At 39.7% G+C, this 22,402-nt stretch carries 19 protein-coding genes, 1 tRNA gene and 1 riboswitch; of the genes, 14 read left to right on the forward strand and 6 right to left on the reverse strand.

The genetic code is table 11. The features are described 5' to 3' along the window. Window positions 1-847 precede the first annotated feature (847 nt). Together AB4153_RS01080 and AB4153_RS01085 are read left to right on the forward strand one after the other, a co-directional pair. Window positions 848-924 (forward strand) — tRNA-Trp (locus AB4153_RS01080). A gap of 207 nt (window positions 925-1,131) precedes the next feature. Next, window positions 1,132-1,656: a DUF3087 domain-containing protein gene (locus AB4153_RS01085; protein WP_102528949.1), complete on the forward strand. Its 525-nt coding sequence runs from the start codon at window positions 1,132-1,134 to the stop codon at window positions 1,654-1,656. Window positions 1,657-1,779: 123 nt separating this feature from the next. On the opposite strand, the gene AB4153_RS01090 is transcribed toward AB4153_RS01085, so the two are convergent. Beyond that, the gene (locus AB4153_RS01090) at window positions 1,780-2,202 is read right to left on the reverse strand and encodes an organic hydroperoxide resistance protein (RefSeq protein ID WP_102528948.1); all 423 of its coding nucleotides are present in this window, start codon (window positions 2,200-2,202) and stop codon (window positions 1,780-1,782) included. 489 nt (window positions 2,203-2,691) lie between these two features. Here AB4153_RS01090 and AB4153_RS01095 point away from each other — a divergent pair, with 489 nt between their 5' ends. Beyond that, window positions 2,692-3,345 (forward strand): hypothetical protein, encoded by a 654-nt coding sequence (locus AB4153_RS01095; RefSeq protein WP_303513425.1) that lies wholly within the window; start codon window positions 2,692-2,694, stop codon window positions 3,343-3,345. 242 nt (window positions 3,346-3,587) lie between these two features. Here AB4153_RS01095 and AB4153_RS01100 read toward each other — a convergent pair whose 3' ends face one another. Further along, the gene (locus tag AB4153_RS01100) at window positions 3,588-4,418 is read right to left on the reverse strand and encodes a TIGR03899 family protein (protein ID WP_303513423.1); all 831 of its coding nucleotides are present in this window, start codon (window positions 4,416-4,418) and stop codon (window positions 3,588-3,590) included. A 32-nt stretch (window positions 4,419-4,450) separates the two neighbouring features. Beyond that, entirely contained in the window at window positions 4,451-5,647 is a 1,197-nt protein-coding gene (locus AB4153_RS01105) for an MFS transporter (RefSeq protein WP_371996083.1), read from the reverse strand. 182 nt (window positions 5,648-5,829) lie between these two features. Here AB4153_RS01105 and AB4153_RS01110 point away from each other — a divergent pair, with 182 nt between their 5' ends. The 5 genes from AB4153_RS01110 (at window position 5,830) to AB4153_RS01130 (ending at window position 11,815) form a co-directional block, all read left to right on the forward strand. Continuing rightward, a complete protein-coding gene (locus tag AB4153_RS01110) occupies window positions 5,830-7,254 on the forward strand; it encodes a hypothetical protein (RefSeq protein ID WP_371996085.1) in 1,425 nt (474 codons plus the stop codon). Window positions 7,255-7,360: 106 nt separating this feature from the next. Then, window positions 7,361-8,530: an imelysin family protein gene (locus AB4153_RS01115; protein ID WP_371996087.1), complete on the forward strand. Its 1,170-nt coding sequence runs from the start codon at window positions 7,361-7,363 to the stop codon at window positions 8,528-8,530. A 250-nt stretch (window positions 8,531-8,780) separates the two neighbouring features. Next, window positions 8,781-10,358 (forward strand): di-heme oxidoredictase family protein, encoded by a 1,578-nt coding sequence (locus AB4153_RS01120; RefSeq protein WP_371996128.1) that lies wholly within the window; start codon window positions 8,781-8,783, stop codon window positions 10,356-10,358. A 276-nt stretch (window positions 10,359-10,634) separates the two neighbouring features. Further along, window positions 10,635-11,156, forward strand: a complete 522-nt coding sequence (gene hemG / locus AB4153_RS01125) for a menaquinone-dependent protoporphyrinogen IX dehydrogenase (protein ID WP_303513414.1) — start codon at window positions 10,635-10,637, stop codon at window positions 11,154-11,156. A 128-nt stretch (window positions 11,157-11,284) separates the two neighbouring features. Continuing rightward, window positions 11,285-11,815 carry a cytochrome b/b6 domain-containing protein gene (locus AB4153_RS01130; RefSeq protein WP_248954832.1) on the forward strand — a complete coding sequence of 177 codons (531 nt, stop codon included), beginning with the start codon at window positions 11,285-11,287 and terminating at the stop codon, window positions 11,813-11,815. Window positions 11,816-12,014: 199 nt separating this feature from the next. Here the strand turns inward: AB4153_RS01130 and AB4153_RS01135 are convergent, their stop codons facing one another. Both AB4153_RS01135 and AB4153_RS01140 read right to left on the reverse strand, forming a co-directional pair. Further along, a complete protein-coding gene (locus AB4153_RS01135) occupies window positions 12,015-12,761 on the reverse strand; it encodes a thiol:disulfide interchange protein DsbA/DsbL (protein WP_371996089.1) in 747 nt (248 codons plus the stop codon). A gap of 189 nt (window positions 12,762-12,950) precedes the next feature. After that, window positions 12,951-13,598 carry a DNA-J related domain-containing protein gene (locus tag AB4153_RS01140; RefSeq protein WP_303513524.1) on the reverse strand — a complete coding sequence of 216 codons (648 nt, stop codon included), beginning with the start codon at window positions 13,596-13,598 and terminating at the stop codon, window positions 12,951-12,953. A gap of 205 nt (window positions 13,599-13,803) precedes the next feature. On the opposite strand from AB4153_RS01140, the gene AB4153_RS01145 reads away from it, so the two are divergent. The 6 genes from AB4153_RS01145 (at window position 13,804) to AB4153_RS01170 (ending at window position 21,176) form a co-directional block, all read left to right on the forward strand. Beyond that, complete coding sequence (locus AB4153_RS01145) at window positions 13,804-14,370, forward strand: phosphoribosyltransferase (RefSeq protein WP_102528939.1); 567 nt, start codon at window positions 13,804-13,806, stop codon at window positions 14,368-14,370. Between the two features lie 141 nt (window positions 14,371-14,511). Beyond that, window positions 14,512-16,440, forward strand: coding sequence for a U32 family peptidase (locus tag AB4153_RS01150; protein ID WP_371996090.1), 1,929 nt, complete (start codon window positions 14,512-14,514; stop codon window positions 16,438-16,440). Between the two features lie 108 nt (window positions 16,441-16,548). Further along, on the forward strand, window positions 16,549-16,866 hold the full coding sequence (locus AB4153_RS01155) for a DUF3622 domain-containing protein (RefSeq protein WP_102528937.1): 318 nt from the start codon (window positions 16,549-16,551) through the stop codon (window positions 16,864-16,866). Between the two features lie 108 nt (window positions 16,867-16,974). Then, window positions 16,975-17,631 carry a hypothetical protein gene (locus AB4153_RS01160; RefSeq protein WP_102528936.1) on the forward strand — a complete coding sequence of 219 codons (657 nt, stop codon included), beginning with the start codon at window positions 16,975-16,977 and terminating at the stop codon, window positions 17,629-17,631. 243 nt (window positions 17,632-17,874) lie between these two features. Continuing rightward, a riboswitch (cobalamin riboswitch) is annotated at window positions 17,875-18,115 on the forward strand. Between the two features lie 138 nt (window positions 18,116-18,253). Continuing rightward, on the forward strand, window positions 18,254-20,239 hold the full coding sequence (locus tag AB4153_RS01165; RefSeq protein ID WP_371996092.1) for a TonB-dependent receptor: 1,986 nt from the start codon (window positions 18,254-18,256) through the stop codon (window positions 20,237-20,239). 184 nt (window positions 20,240-20,423) lie between these two features. Next, on the forward strand, window positions 20,424-21,176 hold the full coding sequence (locus AB4153_RS01170; RefSeq protein ID WP_102528934.1) for an HDOD domain-containing protein: 753 nt from the start codon (window positions 20,424-20,426) through the stop codon (window positions 21,174-21,176). A gap of 96 nt (window positions 21,177-21,272) precedes the next feature. On the opposite strand, the gene AB4153_RS01175 is transcribed toward AB4153_RS01170, so the two are convergent. Next, window positions 21,273-22,184, reverse strand: a complete 912-nt coding sequence (locus AB4153_RS01175; protein ID WP_102528933.1) for a LysR family transcriptional regulator — start codon at window positions 22,182-22,184, stop codon at window positions 21,273-21,275. Window positions 22,185-22,402: the final 218 nt, after the last annotated feature.

A 22,402-nucleotide genomic window follows, 5' to 3' on the forward strand; every position in this document is an offset into this window, starting at 1 on the left:
TCGTGTCTGGCGTTTATAGCCCTATCACTTCTTGTTTATAGAGAGTGATATGGCTTTTTGTATATAAAATATTCTAACTAGTTGTTGTGGCGTCGCGGACTTTTACAAAAATAGTCCGCCTTAGCTTCGCGTTCGTAAGCTCACGGCTATCGCCGTACTCACCCACAAATACGAAAGCCTCATCGAAAGGTGAGGCTTTTTTCGTTTGGATGTTTCAAAGAAAGGTAACATGAACTGTATATTTACCCACTAAAGCAGCTACATTTTAATTTTCCCTTGTTAAAACTGGTAATGTAGCGCATATAAGAGTTATGTGGGCTCTCTAAAGTATTCAGTAGGCTTGTCATTAGGCAGGTTGCTAGTAGTTTGTCGTTAATTAGTGAAAGGCCGCTCAGCCAGTATTACGAAAAGCTCAACAGCTTTGTTAGGGGAGGGGCTGAAATATTTATTCCTTTCCTTTGCGCCTTAATCAATACATTTTCTTCACAATAACGCGGACTAAGAATGTACTTAATAAAAGCGAAGACACTAATGTTCTCATATCTTGTGTTAGCCGCTTAGTGCCGTTCAATCATGATCTAATGGTATGCTTACGGCTTTTCTCGTTTTTGTTAATTCAACAATAAAACTTTCGATATTGTATTCCTCCATTAAAATTAGAGTCTGTTAACATTTGAAAGTATGTGATCTGTTGCAGCACAAATAGCGTATTTAAGTTTAATGTCTGTGTATAAGCTAAAATGGATTATATATCGCTATATTTGGCTGAAAAACCCACAGTCAGTGCGTTTGTGATAAATAATGCTTTACCTTTTGCAGTGGTTTTAGCATAATGCATTCCGTCAACAGGGGTATAGTTCCAATTGGTAGAACAGCGGTCTCCAAAACCGATGGTTGCGAGTTCGAGTCTTGCTACCCCTGCCAAATTTAGAAAAAGCCGAGCATTAGCTCGGCTTTTTTGTATCTGTAATTTATATAAATAGCTTATCCTATGAGGTGTCAAGCCAATCTAGCTTTTTATAATATTAAGTCATATAACCTACATTAAGTTACCTTTCAATTAGTAAAAACAACACGCTGTTTGGTTTTATAGGTGTAAAATAGAAACACTATCCTTAAGTAAGGTACTTCATGCAATTTATTCCAATCGACAAGCCACAATACCGTAAACGACTTAATGTGTTGCTCATTTCATTAGTCGCTTCTCTAACGATACTTTCATTAGCTTTCGGCTCAATATTGATTCAATTTTTTGGCAGTGATGAGTTAGTCAGAGGTGAACCAACAGGGCATTTTCACCTTAATCTTATCGGTGTGTTACTTGCTGTTGTAAGCTGCAGTTTAGTGATGAATGCGATTAAAACCAAGCCTTACATGAAAGAGATTTATTGGGTATGGCAAGTTAAGCAATTACAGAACCGCATCTATCGAAAATTGAAGAAAGTGCTCGCTGCGGCAAAAGAAAACGATGTTGATGCGATTACAATTTTACTTTACTACTATCACAGTCAAAAGAAGGTGTATGAGCTAGATAATAACACTTTGACCATGGTAACTGTTGATAGTGATATTAGAAGAATAGAGGCACAAATTGCTGATTTAAACTTAACTATCACCCTTGATGATTTCTCCACTGATTTACTCGAAGAACTTTAATTGATGGGCTTTAATCACTCTAAAGTAGAGTAGGAACAATATATTTCTTGGTTCAGATAAAACAGCCTATCAATTGCTTGATAGGCTGTTTTTATAATGCTTTAAAAATGTGATATTCAGCTGTTACAGAACAATAAGCTCAACACGGATATTGCCACGTGTCGCATTTGAATAAGGGCAAACTTGATGGGCTTTTTCGACTAGTGCTTCAGCTTCATCTTTTGTCATACCTGGTAGGGTGACTTTAAGTTCGACATCGATAGCAAAACCGACGCCAGCTGTATTAGCCCCAATACCTACTGTGGCTTCAACTGAAAGGTCTGAGCTCAATATTTTCTTTTCTTGGCCGGCAACAAATTTCATCGCGCCAATGAAACAAGCTGAATAACCTGCTGCAAATAGTTGTTCTGGATTTGTTCCTTCACCACCTGCGCCCCCTAGCTCTTTAGGGGTACTAAGATTAACTGATAGCTTATTATCAGATGATACTGATTTTCCGTCTCTTCCGCCTGTAGTTGTTGCTGTTGCTGCGTATATGATATCCATTGAAAACTCCTAATCGATTTAATTCTATATTGATAATGAGTGACTCAATTGGATACCCACTATCCATTGACTCAATGATAAATACGATACGCCAAAATTAAATTGCGCGCAACTTAATTTGTGATGAATTATTGAATAGAAAATTTTTGTATTTAAAAACAATATTCTACTGGCTGTGGCTATTGCTATACTTGCGGCTTGTAGTTGGGAAAAGCAGATGATCTAAAAGAAAAGCTAATCCGTACAATATTTATCTAATTAATCCGGTCTTATTTAATGATGAGTCAATTTTAACTGCAACTTTTATATCTTTCACTGGTCATATAATAAGCGCAGTTCAATAAAGTTAGAAGTAACACATATCAGTTACTAAACCAGTAAAGTCATTCTTTTCTTTATAGTTTTACGTATATATTTGCTGATTATTTGTGCGCTAAAGTTGTACATGTTAGGATTGTTACAAAGTTTAACAGGTGGAGTGAGTAGAAAATGAATACCAATTTAACAAAAGAAGAATTAGCTTGTTTTAGCGAATTATTTGCTAAGAAGCCTTCTGCTGTTAAAGCTTCTGATGATACTCATTCTGACACCGTTGCTGTAACAACTGAAATCCCTTCAACATTAGCGAGGTTGCTTGGTAAAACTCAATTAACCCTATTGGCTGAAATTAGTCATTACAGACTCTGGTTTCCATTAAGTATTGCAATGGATGAATTGGGACAGTTTGCGCCTACACTTGGCATTCCTGAAGTTGTTGATACACGCGGAGCCGATCGCAGTTGGAGAATGAAAGAACTTGATAATGTCAGAATCATTGATTTTGATACCAACCTTGCTATTGAAGTGTTATCGCTTTCTAGTACGGGCTTAACTCTTTATGCTCCAAACATTTCGGATGATGTTGAATCACGTCGTGCTAAGTTGATTTTAACCAAAGACATCAGTTTTGAAATCGAATATCAAATTGTACGATCTGAAAATGGCGTTATTGCAGCTACTATCGTGGTGAGTGATGAATCAAGAGAAACCCTAAGACAGTTTCTATTCTCTATGCATAAATCAAAATATTCATACCTTTACGAACATCAAGCTAACCCATCTAAAGATGAAGAAGATAACATCTTAAAAATAAACCCTTATTAGGTGATTCTAACCTTTGTGTTGGTTAATAATAAGCGTCGTTATACACCTAATCTAGGATGTTATAGTCACTAAGTTAATTGTTTAAAATTAATTGCTATCTCTTAGCTCTATCTTCTCTTCTTTCTTCTTTCTTCTTTCTTCTCTCTTCTCTTCTTATCTCTTTTCTTCTTATCTAGCTCTTGTCGTTATTAAGCACTTGTTCCTCGACAAGCAAGACAGCTGTTCAATACCACTTCCTGAAATCACGTAACATTAAAATCAACTTTCAAGCTTTGGGCTAAAGCCTTAGTGAAGTCATTGTCGGCTTTAGCTTGGACTAAGATACACAGCTCATCTCCAACTGGCGTAAAGCGATAGTAACTGAATAATAAGTTATTACTTCTTGGGGATATTTTGATTTGATGGTCTGTCATGCTAAGTAAAATAGCAGCATTTTTTTCTAAAATACCGGTTTCAAATTCACTGCTATGCAATATCCCAGCATCCATTAAAGTGAGAATACTTGAATAGGGCAGGCCAAACTTTGAAAGGCCGACATTTACAGTCGATGTCTTTCTAAAATACTGCTGTATCCCACCTTGAATTCGGTAACCGTTCAATAGTTTATAACGGGTTTCGGTGTTTAATTTAACTGACATTCCCAGCGCTTTTTCAAGTATTTGCGCTTCACGTTGCGTGAGCTGCTTTAAAATAGCTAATGTTCTGAGACTAAACTTACCTGGTTTGACTATTTCACTGGCAAGGATCCTTGCCCACAAATCCTGCATTCTGCGAGAGCTGATTTGTTCAGCCATTTGAAAGAATTGATAACTCCAGTCTGGGTCAAGGTCTTCACCTGTTACATCTGAAGGGGTGTAATTGAGCGCGAGTGAAAAAATCGTTTCTAAATTTAACTGATGCAAAATCTGATTTTTTTGTAATCTGAATTGCGAACGTTCACCGATAGATGCTTGAGATGGACGGTATTCCTCTTCACTTGCTAAACCGAGCATTTTGCCAAGTAACAGTGCCTTTTTACGTGCAGAAACGCCTGCATTTGTTTTGTCAGCTTGTTTTGGATGATTCTCTGCCATTATTGCTCTCTTAGCCCAAGTACTTGACTGGGTTATATCGTATCATCATTTATTTTAGTTGATTTGCCCCAATTTGTTTCGTTTCCAGGTTGAGGCATTGACGGAATATTTAACGATAATATCAATGAACATAACGCAAACAACACACCGATCATAAATACCCATTGTGGTGAGCTTAACCATAAAATACCCAGTAAGGCTGGAATGATGACAGCAGCAATATGATTAATGGTGAAACTGACTGACATACTTGCAGCAATATCTTTAGGGTCTGCAATTTTTTGAAAGTACGTCTTCATAGCAATAGCCATAGCAAATAGTAGGTGGTCGATAACATACAAAGCTGCTGCAACTTGTGCGTGCTCTACAAAGGCGTAGCTAGCAAAGACAATGATAAGCCCGACATACTCGATAACAAGAGCATTTCGTTCGCCAATTCGTCCAATAAAACGACCAAGAGCTGGAGCAAAAAAGAGATTAACAACGTAATTTATTAAGAATAATGCAGTAATTTCTGAAACCGAGTAGCCGAATTTTTCCACCATCATGAACCCAGCAAATACCATGAAGATTTGTCTTCTGGCACCGGATAAAAATGTCAGTGCATAGTAAAGCCAGTATCGTTTTCTAAAGATAAGTTTCTTATGCTGCGGCTCAGCGATTTCAAACCTTGGGTAATAGAAAGCCATGATTAAGACAGCTATTAATCCCAATGTGCCAATGATGCCATACATCCAAACATAGTCGAGCTTCATCCAGCTCATCACTAGCCAAATACTACCGTAGCCCATCAGTGCAGCAGCTGATCGCCATGCTAACGCTTTACCTAAAAAACCAGCCGTATCTTGCTTATCTACCCACTGTAATGTGAGCGATTGGTTAATTGTTTCAAAGTAATGGAAGCCAATCGACATCAGAACAGTGGTGAGATATAAGCCCAGCACAGAAGGAAAAAAACCTGTGATGGCAATACCGATGGATAAGACAGCGAGTGAGATTAATGCAAAAGATTGTTCACGAATAAGTAATAAAACGAAAATAGCGGTGAAAGCTAAAAAACCTGGCACTTCGCGCAAGCTTTGAAGCATTCCTATTTCAGCACCACTAAATGCCGCTTTCTCAATAACAAAATTGTTGAGAAGCGCTTGCCAGACAGCAAAAACCATCGACATAACGAAGGTCATCCACAATAAAAGCTGCTGAGGGTTCTTACTCGAATGGGCTGGCATAAGGCTATTTTCCTGAATTTAATCCATTAAACGCATGGTTACACAGTTTGCAATTTTACGCCAAGTGTAAATCTATTGTAAATGAGGTTGCAAAAATAAATGTAAATTTTAATGCAAATGATTATCATTTGGAGTATTGTATTGCCGTAATAACAAAGCACGCAATTATTGTGGAGAATGAGATGAGCAAAAAGTTAACGCTGTTGGCAGTATCTATAGCGAGTGTAATTGGGTTAGGTGCAACAAATGTGGCACATGCAGCAATATCGGCTGATGATTTAGCTAAAGCAATAGCAAAGCAAGAAGCTGAAATTGCGGCACTTAAGCAACAATTACAAGAATTGGCTAAGCAGCAATCTCTTCAGAGTGAATCTCAAAAGCAAATTGAAGTGGCTCAACACGAGCAACAAGTAGCAGTTAAACAAGTCAGTGAAACGGTGTCACAAGCGGAAGAGCGTTACAGTAAATTCTCATTTAAGTCTTATGGTTCAGCCAACTTCACCAGTGATGAATACTTCGATAATGTTCAAGACACGACGCCAGAAAGAAGAAATCGTTTTGATTTAGAACGAATAGTCACTGAGTTTGGTTATCAATTTAACGATGCATGGAGCATGGAAGTTGAAATTGAATATGAGCACGGCGGAACAGGGGCTGCGCTCGAATATGATGGCTTTGATGAGTTTGGTGAGTTTGAAACCGAAACAGAAGCAGGCGGTGAAGTCGTTGTTGAAAAAGCTGAAGTACGTTATCGCCCAAGTGATGCTTTCGGGGTTAAATTCGGTAATATCCATTTGCCAATCGGCTTAACTAGCACTCTGCATAAACCTAATCAATATCTCACAGTATTACGCCATAAAAGTGAAGCGGCGATGATCCCTGCTGTATGGAATGAAAACGGTATTGGCGTTTATGGTGAAATCTCTGATTTTCATTATCAAGCACAGATCGTCAGTGGCCTTAACTCAGAATATTTCAGAACTTATGATTGGGTTGCATCTGGTCATCAAACGCGCTTTGAGCACGTAAACGCAGATGACTTAGCATTTGCGGGTCGATTAGATTACGGCAATTTCAAAACCGGTAGCGCAATTGGTGTGTCTTATTATTACGGTAATACCTCAGGCAACCGCAACAAGAGTAACAAGCTAAATGTTGATGGCACGTTGAGCATTGTGACAGCATCAGCAGCCTTTGTTGAAGGCCCATGGGTGCTTCGTGGTCAGTACATGTATGGCACATTAAGTGATACTGATGCGATCACTCAAGCGAACAAAACCACCCCTGGTTTACGTCCTGGAAACTTCGCTCAGTTAGGGTCTAAATCTCAAGCATTTTTTGTTGAAGCGGGCTTTAAGCTTGATGATTATCTCGATATCCCAATGACAGTCTTTGCCAATATCGATTATTCAAATCCATTAATGGAAGTAGAGAGCGGCACTGCAACTAAGCGTTATGAAAACACGTGGAGCAGTATCGGCGTTAACTATTTCCCAATCCCTGAAATTGTCATTAAAGCCGAAGGTGGTTTACAGCAAGTCGCTGTTGCCAGTATTCCAGATACCAACTTTTTTGCCTTAGGTGTGGGTTACCAATTCTCGCTTTAATGCAGGTGTAAAGGCTGACTGCTTTAACGGCATTCAGTCAACAAGTTTTAGAAATGAACGTGCTGAAGTTAGTCAGCAAATATTATTGATTTAAATGGAGTTTTACATGAATTTTAAGTATACAGCGATTGCATTAACTTTAATGGGTACATTGGCAGCATGTGGCGGTTCTGGCTCAGATTCGAGTGACACAGGAACAACGGATCCTGTTGTACCTGAAACGGGCTTCACTTTCGCTGCAACTGAGATGGTCACTAATTTAACTGATGATGTGATTGTTGCTGGATATGCTGATTTAGCGGCACAAGGTGATGCACTGTTACTGGCTACCCAAAAGCTATTAAATTCAACGTCTCAAGTTGATTTAGTGGCTGCACAAGATGCATGGAAAGCGGCTCGTAAACCTTGGGAACAGGGGGAATCACACATTTTCGGTCCTGTTGATTCACTGAGTATCGATCCTCATTTAGATAGCTGGCCTTTAAATACCACAGATCTTCAAACTCAGCTGGATAACAGCAATGGTTTTGACGCTGAAACAATTAAAAGCTGGAATGATGATGTTCAAGGTTTCCACACTATTGAGTTCTTGTTATTTGGTGACGGTGTTAATGACAACACTAAGTTAATTAGTGAGCTAACTACAGCTGAACGTGAATACGTGATTGCGTTATCAGAAGTTTTCCGTGACTACGCAGTGCAACTTGATGATGCTTGGCAGGTTTCTCATAACCCACAAGATACTAACGCATTACCATACGCTGACTTATTAAAAACACCTGGTAGCGACAGCAATACCATTTATTCATCAGAGCTTGCTGTTATTGAAGAGTTAATTAACGGCATGATTGGGATTGTTGATGAAGTGGGTAACGGTAAAATTGCCGATCCATTCGGTGACTCACTTGCCAATGCAGATACGTCAAAAGTTGAATCTCAATACTCTTGGAATTCATTAACCGACTTTGCTGACAACATTCAAGGTGTTCGCAATGTGTACCAAGGTGAGTTTATTGGCGGTGCTGACAAGCAAGGCATTATCGACTTTGTTGCCGCTGCAGACAGTGATTTATCAGTGCGTATAGCAAGTGAAATTGATGATTCAATCCTAAAAATCCAGGCGATTTCTGGCAGCAACAACATGCCATTTCGTCAAGCTATTTTAGATGAAGATGGACGTGCTCGTATTGAAACGGCAGTGACCGCATTAACAACCTTACAAGCCTCATTAGAGTCAGATGTTATTCCACTATTATCTGAGTGGAATGCCCAGTAATTTCTATTAAATAGTAATAACGATAGCGCTACTGATACTGAGCCAGTGTCAGTAGCGCGATTTGATGACATTGATGAAGTTGGCCGTAAGAGCATGACAAGTCAAATAAAGTGTTTTGAACACCGTCGGTAGAGATACCGGTCTTGATATAAGAGTGTCTAAGATGAGCAAGAATCCCAAAGCTGTTAACGCCCCTAATTATCCTAGTTTAAATGGTAAAACCTTACTGGCCTCCATTGTCAGTGTACTCATGTTATCTGCCTGTGGTGGCAGTGGTGATGATGAAACCCCGACAGTAACCGAGCCTCCAGTTGTCATCTACCCTGACTTTACTGATATTACTGCCAGTGGTGGTGATACCACTACTTATGATGCGGGTAATTCAGGCCATGGTTTTTCAACGCCTTCACCCAATTTAACCGAAGCCGATTTAGCCCTGCATCTCGAAGGTGACGCTAATTTTGAGATCTCGTTTACCACAGCACCCAATGAACAGCATCCAGAACAAGATGGCTTAGGTCCAGTATTTAACAATGCTGATTGTAATTCTTGTCACCAACGTGACGGCCGCAACTCAACCCCATTTTTAGCGGCAGATGAAACACGGGTTAAATTAGGCTCTGATGCGGGTATTTTTTTACGTATTAGTAAAACTCCCGATGAAGAGTGTATTACCCCAACTGCGGATAACGACTATTGTGCGCCGATTGCAGTCCCTGATTTTGGCGGGCAGTTATTTCACCGTGGCGTATTAAAAGCACGTGCTGACTGGCAGGATAATGCTTTTGGTGGTCAAGCGGATGTGTACTTGTCTTATGAGCGCAGTGCAGTGACTTATAGCGATGGAACTAGTGTCGAATTGAAAAAGCCAATTTTTGAAGTCGAGAATCCTTATGATGCTCCAGGTGAAACTAAGCAAAGCGCTAACGTCACGTCCAATCTACTCCAAGATGACGTGTTAATGGGCTGGCGAAATGGCATGCCTGTTTTTGGATTAGGTTTACTTGAAGCGATCCCTGAAGCGGATATTTTAGCCCTTGCAGATGAAAATGATGCGAATGACGATGGCATATCTGGCCGTCCAAACTGGGTGTTTGATGCTATTAAAGACCGTAACGGCGATGAAACGCCAGTATCACTAGGGCGTTTTGGTTGGAAAGCGAATACCCCAAGTGTCAGAGTGCAGTCTTTAGGTGCACTTCGCGGTGATATTGGCATTACTAATCCATTATTCCCTGATGAAAGTGTTGTTGGCACCAGCTTGCATGACTCTTACTTAACCCGTACCGGTTTTGTTGATACTGGTAGTGATGAAAATGGGGCGCCAGAGGCGGATCAGGCCTTTAGTGACGCAGTAGTATTTTATGCTGAAACATTAGCGGTACCGGCAAGACGTAATGTAGATGATAGTGATGTGCGTGAAGGCGCACGTTTATTTACACAAGTTAATTGTAGTGGCTGTCACACACCAAGCTTTACCACTAAAACGGTAGGCGATATTGGTGGTATTGAGATAATAGATTCGCTCAAGGGACAAGTCATTTACCCATTCACCGATATGTTATTACATGATATGGGTGATGACTTAGCCGATGGTCGCCCTGACTTTTTAGCCAATGGTAATGAGTGGCGCACGCGTCCTTTATGGGGCTTAGGCTTAACGCAAACCGTTAACCCGCAAGCGGGCTTTTTACATGATGGCCGCGCAGCCACAGTGGAAGAAGCCATTTTATGGCATGGCGGTGAAGCAAGTAATAGCAAAGAGGCCTTTATGGCACTAACTAAAGCTGAGCGCGACCAGTTAGTATCATTCTTAATGTCGCTATAACTTTTAAACCCGCAGTTGCCATAATCAACAATTTTAAATTGCTGATTTGAAAAAATTAAGTGGATAACTCATCAGAGTTATCCACTTTTTTGTGAGCCACTCAAAAGTCTTAACTATTAATAGTCGATGTTGCTAATTTGGCGTGATCTGATCCATGTAATTATATTTCGCTTTCTATTAAGATTAGATGTAATAGCATGGTTGGATAAAATCTTGCTGAGTCGTTAACGGTTTAATAATCGTAACTGCTTTTTCTTTATTATCGTCGAGGTGAACGTGAGCAATATTCTAATTATTTATTCAACTGTCCACGGTCAAACCCGTAAGATTTGCGATTACATGCAAGACAAGCTCACCGCAGAAGGTGAAACCGTCACCCTCGCAGCACTTGAAGATAAGCCTGATTTAACTGCTTTTGATAAAGTCTTTATCGGCGCCAGTATTCGCCATGGTAAACATCGCCCTGAACTTTATCAGTTTGTTGCTGATAACAAAGAGGTGCTTGATAGTAAGGCTAATGGATTCTTTTCAGTGAGTTTAGTGGCCAGAAAACCAGGTAAAAATACACCAGATACCAATATGTACATGCAGGCCTTTTTAAAACAAAGTGAATGGCAACCTAAGGTATTAGAAGTGTTTGGTGGCAATTTAGATTATCAATTTTATGGCCCGATGGATCGCAATATCATTCGTTTCATTATGTGGATAACTAAAGGCCCAACGGATCCAAATACCAAAGTTGAATATACTGATTGGGCGAAGGTAGATAACTACGTCGCGCAAATTCAGTCAGCGTAAATAAGTTTAAAGCCAACAATGTACTTGTTGGCTTTATTGATTAAATGACTTGCATTATTAAGCCTCATACAGCACTTAACGCTAAATGAAGAACCAAGCCCTTAGTTAGGAATGCAACAAGGAACAATATGAGCCTAAAATCATCAAAATTTGTCAAGCTGATATCAGAAAAGCTTCATGTCATTGTGATCACGTTAAGTGTTTTTCTGGTAGTGACGAGTCCGTGGATTTTAATTGGTAGCCGATTACGTGCTAAAGCCAGTATTTGGGATAGCTTACATGTTTATATTGGCTTAATCGCAGCGATTTTCGGATTGCTGTTTTTGTTGAAAAACTTACTTAATGGCCATTGGCGTCAGTTCTTTCCTTGGCTTAAATTAGACTTTTCCCAATGCGTCGATGAAATTAAGCAATTAAAACAAGGCAAGTTACCGAGTTCTGGCGGTAAAGGTATTTTCAGTATCGTGGAAGGTATTGGCTTACTATTAATGGCGTTAGTCAGTATTACGGGGATTGCTTGGTTTATCCTACAAGGCACCAGTGATGCTTTGATGTGGCGTAAATACCACATTATGTTTGCGCAAGGATTTGTTGGCTTTTTAATGCTCCATATTGTGTTTGCTGCATTTCATATTATCGACATGGTGCGTAACTCATAACACAGCTGAAGTTATGATAGTGGTTTACCGATTATTATTTTTGTCCGAGTTTACCTAGTGTTTGTTACAAACGGCATTTATAAACGGCATTTATAAAAATACAGAGATAAAAATACAGATACAAAAAGCCCGACTTTATCGCTAAAGTCGGGCTTTTTAATGTCTTAAAGAGCGCGAGTAGCGCTCATGACTAAATGAGTTACTTCTTTTCTAACGCTAAGTAATTCATCACATCAATCAAGTCACCTAAGGTCGCCATTTCGTTCATGTTGATTGCGTACTTATCGTTAACGATAAATGTAGGCACACTTTGTACTTGGAACATGACTTGCTGTTGACGCCATAGTGCTAGCTTCGCATCAGTTGCATCGCTATCTGCAATTTTGTCATAAGTTTCAGCATCAACGCCGTTTGCGGCAAATACGTTTTTGATGTCGTCACGGTTGTTAATTTCTGGCTCGTCATGGCTGTGGCCTGGAGCGCTATGGTCGTGATGACCACCTTCGCCTTGAATCGCTTGGAACATTGCAGCGTTTAACGCTTTTTCATTACCGACTTCATGAATAACAGCTAATGCGCGCATAACTTCAGTACCAATCTCGCTGTTCATAAAGTCAACGTGCTTAGTTTCGAAGCCAATCTCTTTGTTCAAGTTACCTTTGATTTCTGGCAGGTATCTAGTTTCCATGTTGTAACAGTTATGACAGTAGAAAGAAAAGAACTCAGAAATCTTAGGTTCGCTAGATGCTGGACCATCAGAAATTTTAGTGTAATGCTGATCTTCAACAAATTTAGATGGAAGAACAGCAACTGTTTCTACAGTTTTTTCAGCAGTGACTTCAACAGCTTTTTCAGCAGTGACTTCAGCAGGTTTACCACAGCCAGTAAGGGCGATGGTGAATGCCGCAAGTGCCATAGTAAATGCAATAGGTTTAATCTTAATCATTTCAGCCTCAATAAAAGTGTCGCGTTACCCGCTGGTAGTTGCGAGAAAACTTAAAATAGTCTTAATTAAGCCAATACTTAATTGCCTTAATATTAACAAGAATTATGACCTAAACGATGATTTATTTCAGGGTTAAATATGTGATGTGATGCGGCTTTCTTATAAAAATAGCTGCATCTAAGTCAGGTACTATCCAGCTTTAGATCGTAAAGTTTGCCATGCTTCACAAACCTGACGAAACTGATGTGCATCTCCGCCTGGGCGATCGGGGTGAAGTTTTAGTGCCAGCTTACGCCATTGCTTACGAATATCTTTATTGGTGGCGCTTGCATCTAACTCAAAAATACTCAGTGCATGGCTGTCATGCATTAATACTTGATTGACGCCAATATACTCTTGATAACTTGACCAAAAGGACTCCAGCATTTCTTTCACCACATTGGCACAAGTATCGTAGTGCTGCCAATCGAGATAATACTCTTTTAACGGCGTATCATGATGTTGTTGCTGGGCGATATCATTGGGTAGAATTCTGAAAATTTGAATATCCATCGCTTGCACTTGTAGCCATTGATTGGGCAATAACAAAGCTTGTAGTTCAAATAATGCGTTCATCAGTAAAAAATTACGTTTGAATAAGTCTTTTTCAGGCTCAGGATCCAGATTATGCATTAAGCCTTTATGTTGAAGTTCACTGGCAAGGTGATGGACTTTCCAGCTTTGACACGAACTCTGAAGCAGAGTGAGGAGGGGCCATATCAGCGGATTATCACTTTTCAAAGATAATCTATCTGTTTCAGACTGTTGACGAAGTTGCGCATCATTTGCTGCAAGCATAGTGTTGGTTTCGCTATGAATTGGCATTAAATTTACTATGCCACAGACATGAAAGGAGTCAATGGTGTTTTTTTGTTCAAGTCTAATTTAAGTCTTAAAGCTCATTTTGTTTAACAAATATGTCGATTAAACGTATTCCTCACAGACAAACCCTGCATATTTGGTATAAAATTCGCCGCAATAAAAATGATAGGGGCCAAAACCAATGACAGATAAACATTACATCAGTGCACAACAGCTACTGGAAGATTCTTTTAAACTTGCGGCGCAGGTTTATGACAGTGGCTTTAGACCACAATTTATTGTTGGTATCTGGCGTGGTGGAGCTCCAATTGGTATTGCCGTTCAAGAATTCTATGATTTTAAAAATGTCGAAACCGATCATATCGCAGTAAGAACCTCTTCTTACTATGGCATTGGTACTGATAAGCAAAGTAAAAAAATTAAAGTACATGGCTTACATTACATCATTGAAAATGCCAATGCAGATGACGGTCTATTGATTGTTGATGACGTATTTGACTCAGGTCGTAGTGTTGATGCGTTAATTGATAAACTACAAAAGTTTATGCGTAAAAACATTCCTACCGATATTCGTGTTGCTTGTCCTTACTACAAGCCAAAAAATACTGCGGTTGATTTAAAGCCAGATTACTTCATTCATGAATCGGAAGAGTGGTTAGTTTTCCCTCATGAGGTCTCAGGTTTAAATCCGCAGGAAATCGCTGAAGGTAAAAGTGATTTTAAGAATATTCAGCATTTGTTTAAGTAAAAGCCGCGAAACTGGTTATTTTTTGCTAAACTAGCAAGCTGAACAGTGCGTCAATGATAGTGACATACACGTGGTTTTAGTCCGTGTTTAGCTACTATCTTGATGCATTTTTTATTACCTAGAAAAAGATAAACATTGATTATGAGTTCTGTAGAAATATTTTCGCCAGCATCAACTGTAACTAAGCCTACTGAAAAGAAACAGTTAGAGCTTTTAGCGCCTGCAAAAAATGCTGACTATGGTATCGAAGCCATTCGTCACGGTGCAGATGCGGTTTACATTGGTGGCCCAGCGTTTGGCGCGCGCCATAATGCGGGTAACAGTGTTGAAGATATTGCTCGGTTAGCAGAATTTGCTCATCGCTATCATGCGCAAGTGTTTGTTGCGCTTAATACCATCTTAATGGATGACGAAATTGAGCAAGCACAAAGCTTAATTTGGTCGTTATATGAAGCTGGCGTGGATGCGCTGATTATTCAAGATATGGGCTTGCTGCAATTGGATTTACCGCCAATTGCAATGCATGCCAGTACTCAAATGGATAATCGTACGCCTGAAAAAGCGGTGTTTTTAGAACAGGTAGGCTTCTCGCAAGTGGTGTTAGCCCGTGAGTTAAACTTACCGCAGATTAAGCAAATTGCTGATACAACAAAACTTAAATTAGAATACTTTGTCCATGGCGCATTATGTGTCAGCTACAGCGGTTTATGTAATATCAGTCATGCCTTTTCTAATCGCAGCGCTAACCGTGGTGAGTGCTCACAAATGTGTCGTCTTCCTTGTGATTTGTCGACTCGTGATGGTGAAGTATTAGCTGAAAATGAGCATTTATTATCCCTTAAAGATAATAACCAAACTGAGAATTTAGAAGCTTTGATTGATGCTGGCGTGACGTCATTTAAAATTGAAGGTCGCTTAAAAGACATCAGTTACCTCAAAAATGTCACCGCACATTATCGTCAACAGCTTGATGCGATTATTGATCACCGCAATGATCTTGAGTCAATGTCTCATGGTCGCAGCGAATTTACTTTCACACCTGATCCTGAAAAAAGCTTTAACCGAGGTAAAACAGATTACTTTATTAATCAACGCACTGCCTTAATTGAGCATTTTAGTTCACCCAAATACATTGGTGAAAAGGTCGGTACTATTGTGGGTGTTGGCCGAGACTTTATTAAAGTCGACAGTGCAAAAGCCGGTAAAACCATTGAGTTTAATAATGGTGATGGCTTGTGTTTCTTCATTGATGGCTATCAGAAACAACGCTTGTCAGATAATAAAACCAAAGGCTTACGGGTTAACCGCGCCGATGGTAACACTTTATTTTTAACTGACGTCAGCAAAGATCTAAAAGTGGGTGTGGAGTTATTTAGAAACTTCGACCATCAGTTTGATGCGTTATTATCAAAAGACTCTGCCAGTCGTAAAATCATGGTTGATATGGTGTTAGATGATACCGAACAAGGTATTGCCTTAACGGTGTCGGATAACCATCAACACACTGTGACAATTGAACTTGAGTGGGCCAAAGAGCCTGCAAAAGATTATGCCAAAGCGGATGCGAATTTACGGACTCAGTTAGGCAAATTAGGTAACAGTGATTACCGTTTAAACCAGTTGCAAGTTAATTGCGCTAATCGTTGGTTTTTACCGGCTTCAGTGATTAATGGTTTACGCCGCGATGCGATTGCAGCTTTTGATGAAGCACGTATTAATGGTTATCAACGGCCTCTTAGAGGCGAGCATGATAAAGAAGCACGTTTCCCGCAAAAGTATTTAAGCTTTTTATCTAATGTGGCCAATGATAAGTCTCGTGAGTTTTACGAGCAGCATGGCGTAATCCAAATGGAAGATACTTACGAGAAAAACCAAGTACTAACCGATGCACCATTAATGGTGACTAAGCATTGTTTGCGCTACAGCTTCAACTTATGTCCTAAAGAAGTTGAAGGGATTAAAGCCGACCCTATGGTGTTAGATATTGGTAAAGATAGATTGAAGTTAGTCTTTGATTGTCAGAAATGTGAAATGATGATTGTTGGCTCAAACCAATTAGTAAAACAGTAATTTTATTGATTAAAGATAAAAGTGCTCAAAATGAGTGCGAAATAGACAATGTTCGCGTAAACTGCGCGACCTTAATTTAAGCTGAGTTCAGCTAGGAAAAACCGAATAATGAGCAAAAGTAAGAAGTACGATTTTAGAGTATTAGCAGTTGGCGATACTTTTAAAACAGAAATCACTCGTCGTATGAGTGCAACTAAAACAATCGTGTCAAAAAGCCATGATGGCTTTACAACAGAAGATGAAGCTGTTGCATGGGGTCAAAAAGAGCTAACAGCCTTTATGACTACACAAGTTGAGCGTAATAAACGTAAAACTGAAAAGAAAATTAAAGCTAAATCAATTGCTGATGCCATTGCCGCAGAAGCATTAACTAATGAGTCTAGTGAAATTGATTTGACTGATTCAGCGGATGAGCTTGAAGATTAACAGTTAAAATAATACAGTAATACAACATTTTGGTGACATAGTTGCTGTATTTCTGTTTGAATTAACTACGTTTCACCTTTCAGCACCAATACCAAGGATGATTTCGGTATGAAAGCTAGCGCTACCCTAATAATATCTGGGGGGCTGTTGTTATTGAGCCCTTCAAATAATGTAGTGGCCAAAGAGCCACCACCATACATTAACGCCATAACAGCTAATTCAGATGCTGGTGGCGGTTCTGAAGAAAAACAGCTTTCAATCTTTTCTAATAAAGTGTCATTTGAGCTGCCTGTCGGTTGGAAAATGGCCTTTAATTCAGAAAAAGGCAATATGTATAAAGCTGAGTTTGTTCCTGCCGGTGAATCCCTCAATGATTGGTCTGCTTTATTCTGTATTCAAGGATTTGAAGGCTTGGCAACCGATATTGATAGCACTCAATTTCTTAATCGTTTTGCTGATACCTATAAAGATTCTTGCCAAGGCAGTGTGACGTATGAACAGCTTGGTACGACGCAAATTGGTGGCAAAGAAGCCGTTCACGGCATTATCGGATGTACCAATATGAAGAATATGTATGGCGGTGCGACTGCGAGAACTCGTCAGGGTGAAATTGGCTATTATGCGGTATTAAAAGATACAGAAGATTTGTATCTGCTACATAAATCGATGAGAGGGGAAGTATTTAATGAATCTAACCCACCACTTAATGGCTCAAATCATCGTGATTTTATTTCTAAAATGCTGCAACTTAAATTTCAGCGTTAAGCACTCGATATAGAGACTATTCTAAGTCGTGCTCTGTTTAATTATTTAAGCCATTCCCCTAGCGCAGGTCTCATTGCGCCACCTTCATATTATTCAATCCTTATAACTAAGCGTTGAATAATATGAATGATCTTCATTCTTTATATTAAAAAGTAACGTTAACCAGTTATAATGCAGCCAATTGTTATATGGACTTGCATTTAAGCAAACATAACAATGTTATATAACCTCAATGAGAGTTATTTATAGTCAATTTTTTGTGGTGCCTATCGGCGTTTATCAATAGATAAGCAGCTAAGGGATAATCGGGAAACTAGTGAGAATCTAGTGCTGCCCCCGCAACGGTAATGGTGAGAACTGAGTGCGTAAGCTTGTTTGCTGATAATTAACCAGCAAAAGCGACATTAAAAAAATTCAGCTTCGTTTGTCATGATACATGGCATCAACCTGAGTCCGGAGACCGGCCCAAGAAATGATTTTGAGATTTCGGTGGGCAGATCTCGAAATGTAGCCTTTTTTCGTCATTGTGAATGCTATAGCGCTTATGCGTGCTATTGGGATCACAAGATGCTTTATGCTGCGGCAACTATGCCCCATTTTTCCTTTTAGGAGTTAAAGGTAAATGGGTACTAATCCAACAAAAATCGCAACAGCACTTAGCTTAGTATTAAGCTTTTCAGCTGCCTCTATTGCTTCAATGTATCTTGCTACATCAGCTTATGCTGAAACGACTGACAAGATTAAACCAGACGAAACCATTGTGGTTATTGGTCGCAGTGAAGCTAACCCATTAAATATTGCCGCGAACGTCAATGTTATCGATCAAATTGATATCGAAATGAGCGGTGCGGTGAGTTTAACAGATTTACTTCGCAGTCAAGCGGGTATTCAAGTTTCTGACAATAACTCAGGTACTGTGTTTGCCATGCGTGGTTTTACTGCATCACAAGCAGCGAGTAATACTCTGATTTTAATTGATGGCCGTCGATTGAATAATATCGATATTTCAGCTCCTAGTATTAATGCTGTACCGTTAAACCAAGTTGAGCGCGTAGAAGTATTGTATGGCAGTGCAGGTGTACTTTATGGTGATCAAGCCGTAGGTGGTGTTATCAATATCATCACTAAAGCGCCTAACGGCACAGGTGGCGGCTTTGAGCTTAGCGGTGGTAGCTTTGATACTTATGAAGCTAAAGGCGATATCTCTGGGGCGATTAATGACGCATGGCGTTATTACTTAGCGGCGAGTTATAACCAAAGTGACAACTATCGCGATAACAATGAAAGCGAAACCGGCTCTGTTTTAGGTCGCTTACAATACCAATCTGATAAACAGCAGTTTTTTGTTGAAGCCAACTACTTTGATGATAATCGTCAAGCGCCAGGCGCATTAACGCTTGAGCAATTCGAAAGTGACCCTAGCCAAGCAGCTGCATTCACTGATGATGATTACACTCATGAAATGACCACAGCGCTTCGCAGTGGTTATGAGTACCAGTTAAACAAAGAATGGGCATTGGTCGCAGACTTAACTTATTCAGATACTTTAACCACTAACTTCCTTTGGGGCAGTGCTGGGCGTATTGAACGCAATTTATTGAGCTTCTCACCTAAAGCCACTGCTAACTATCAGCTTGAACAAGGCGATTTAGATATTGTTGCTGGGATTGATTTAAGTGTTGGTGAGGCAGATTTTGATTTGGCTTACACTCAAAGAACTAACGAGCAAAAAGTTGCGAGTATTTACGCTCAAGCTTCTGTGCCGTTAACGACGACGTTATCTTATGTCGTGGGTGGTCGTTACAGTGAAGTGACCGATGATTTAACCGATCAAACTTTATACCCAAATGGTGTTGAGCTTGATAACGATGCACATGCATTTGAGTTAGGTTTAAATTACCGCCCAAGCCTTGAAAATCGTTTTTATATTCGTGCCAATGATAATTTCCGTTTCGCCAAGGTGGATGAACAAGCTTATACGCCAGTGACAACGATTGGGCTTGATCCACAAACAGGCCGCTCTTATGAAGCAGGCTGGGATTGGACCACCACAACCCAAACATTTAAGTTAAATACGTACCGTCTCGATTTAGAAGATGAAATTGTCTACGACGGTGGCCGTACAGATGGTCCCCAAGGCGGTGGTGCTAATGTTAATGCTGATGCATCACGCCGATATGGTGTTAATACTAGCTACGATATTCAATTATCTGCTGATTGGTTATTAGGGGCATCGTATGAGTATATCGATGCTGAATTCACCGAAGGCGAAAACGAAGGTAAGGCTCTGTCTTGGGTAGCGAAACACAATGGCCGTGCGCACTTAAGTTATGATATTGCTGCAGAGTGGCAAGTATTTGTTGAAGGTATATACACTGGCGAGCGTTTCATTGAAGGGGATAACGGTAACGTTGATCCTAAGTTATCTAGCTATGTATTAGCGAACTTAGCGCTGAACTACACTCGTGATAATTGGTCTGCGAGTTTACGTGCTGATAACTTATTAGATGAAGAATATGTTAGTGCCGGTTATTACTCGGCTTGGGGCAACGGTTACTACTCAGGTAATGGCCGCTCAATTCGTTTGACTGCAGGATACCGCTTCTAAAGCTTGTTTGATTAATACACAGTTATGCTTAGGCATAGCAGTGTAATTGACTAAAAACCTAAAGCCGACAAATTGCTTGTCGGCTTTTTGTTTGATTACGGATTAATTACTTGACCTTAGTGCCGCTTATGTGGATAAATTCCCTACTAGATATATAAAAATGATTAAAGGGAAGCAGTACAATATGACCTACCTTGAGCAACAAGTGCTAACTCAAGTCAAAGCCATTATTGGCAACGAAGAGCAGGTGATCGGTCGACGCGGTATTTTGATCCCTTTAAAGAAAGCACTGATTAATGAAGCTGATATTCGTATTCTCATTGATATTGTTTCAAGTGATCCTGCTTTAGCTGCCCATTTATTATGGCGCAGTAATACCGCTCAAGCTGGTGGTATTATTTCGACTAAAAACCGCAGTATCAAAGATGCGCTTATCCGTTTAGGCCAAGTTAATATCTACCGTTATGCTTTCTCATTCTATTTAAAAGAACGTTTAGATGAACTAAAAGAGCCTTATAGCAAATTGGTAAAAGGTTACTGGACGTTAACAGAGAATATTGCTGTTGATGCGGTTCAACATTTACGTGATATTGAAGAAAGTGACCAACCCATAGATATCGACGCTGATGAAGTGCAAACATTGGCGCTATTCAGTGTCTTTGGCCAAGTGATTACCTTAAGTGCGTTTGCATTTTTGAATGATGCTTCAGAGAAAGCGATTGCATTGCAAGTGATCAAAACCTTAATTGATACTCAGCAGCAAAGTTTGTCTATTGAAGCTTTTGAAGCATTAGGTTTAGATGATGACTTACGTAACGAATTTATGGTCGCCCATAATATTAATCAAACAGATAATCCTAACTCGGCAGGCATGGTGTTAAGGCATGTGCTTGCTAAGCGTAATGTATTGATAAACCCTCTTGCTGAGTTTGAATAACCTTCAGTAAGAGTGAATATAAAACCTTCAAACAAAAATGCCACTCAATGAGTGGCATTTTTATGTGTTAACTTTCGTATGATGGAAGCCTCAGCTTTAGTGTTGCTGACTTAAACGTTGTAATTTCAAGCCTTCAGCAGCCACTAAGGTTAACCACTTTTGGATTAATGTGGTATTGGCAGCATTACGACGATAAGCCGCAAATAGTGGTCGCTTTAACCCTTCAGCGCCTAATTTAACTGAGGCAAGGTTTAGCCCATGGCTTTCATTGATCGACCAGCTTGGTAAGGCAGCGATGCCGTCATTGCAAGCGACACGTTGCAGTAACATTGCGGTTAAGTCACACTGCTTTTGCTCACCGGCTTCAACACCAGCAGGCTCTAAAAAGTGTTTATAAATATCCAGACGTTGCAATGGTACTGGGTATGAAATCAAAGTTTGCTTAGCTAATTGCTCTGGTTTAATAAAAGCTTCTTTTGCCAGCGGGTTTTCATTAGCCACGACTAACTTTACCTCAAAATCAAATAGGTGCTGATAAGCCAGCGCATGACCAGGGACAGGATCTGATGTGAGTACAATATCGAGTTCGCCCATTTCTAATGCATTTAATGAGTCGAAAAGATGTCGGCTTGAAAGATCAATTCTGCCATCGGGCGCAAGTTGTTTAAATGCTTCTGTTACCGGCATTAACCAACGAAAACAGCTATGGCATTCAATACCCAACTTCAGTGATTGTGACTCACTATCCAAACCCTTTTTAAGGTCTGATTCAGTCACCATGACTTTAGGTAAAATTTCTTCAGCAAGATTTAATAATCTAGCGCCTTCTTGCGTGAATGACAGCGGTTTACTCTTTCGAATAAAAATAGATGAGTTAATACGGGTTTCTAATTCTTTAATCTGATGTGATAACGCTGATTGAGTGACGAAACGTTTTTTCGCGGCACCAGCAAGGCTACCACTTTCTTTAAGCGCCATAAGAGTACGAAGGTGTCTCAGCTCTATCATATTATCCTCACATGAATTCTGTTCAACTTGCGGGTGAAATCTATTCGATTGATTAATGGCAGAGTAACACAATAAACTTCTAGACGTCCAGACGCCTGTGTAATTAATTTACATTAATGTAGGTTAATTGTTAATTTATTGGTTGTTTTGATATGAAAATTACAAACTTAGGCTTTTTAAGTGTTTGAAGAAAATGGTAGTGAACAAGTAAATATCTG

This window comes from Shewanella sp. 10N.286.52.E4, assembly GCF_041468785.1.
GTDB classification, from domain to species: domain Bacteria; phylum Pseudomonadota; class Gammaproteobacteria; order Enterobacterales; family Shewanellaceae; genus Shewanella; species Shewanella electrodiphila.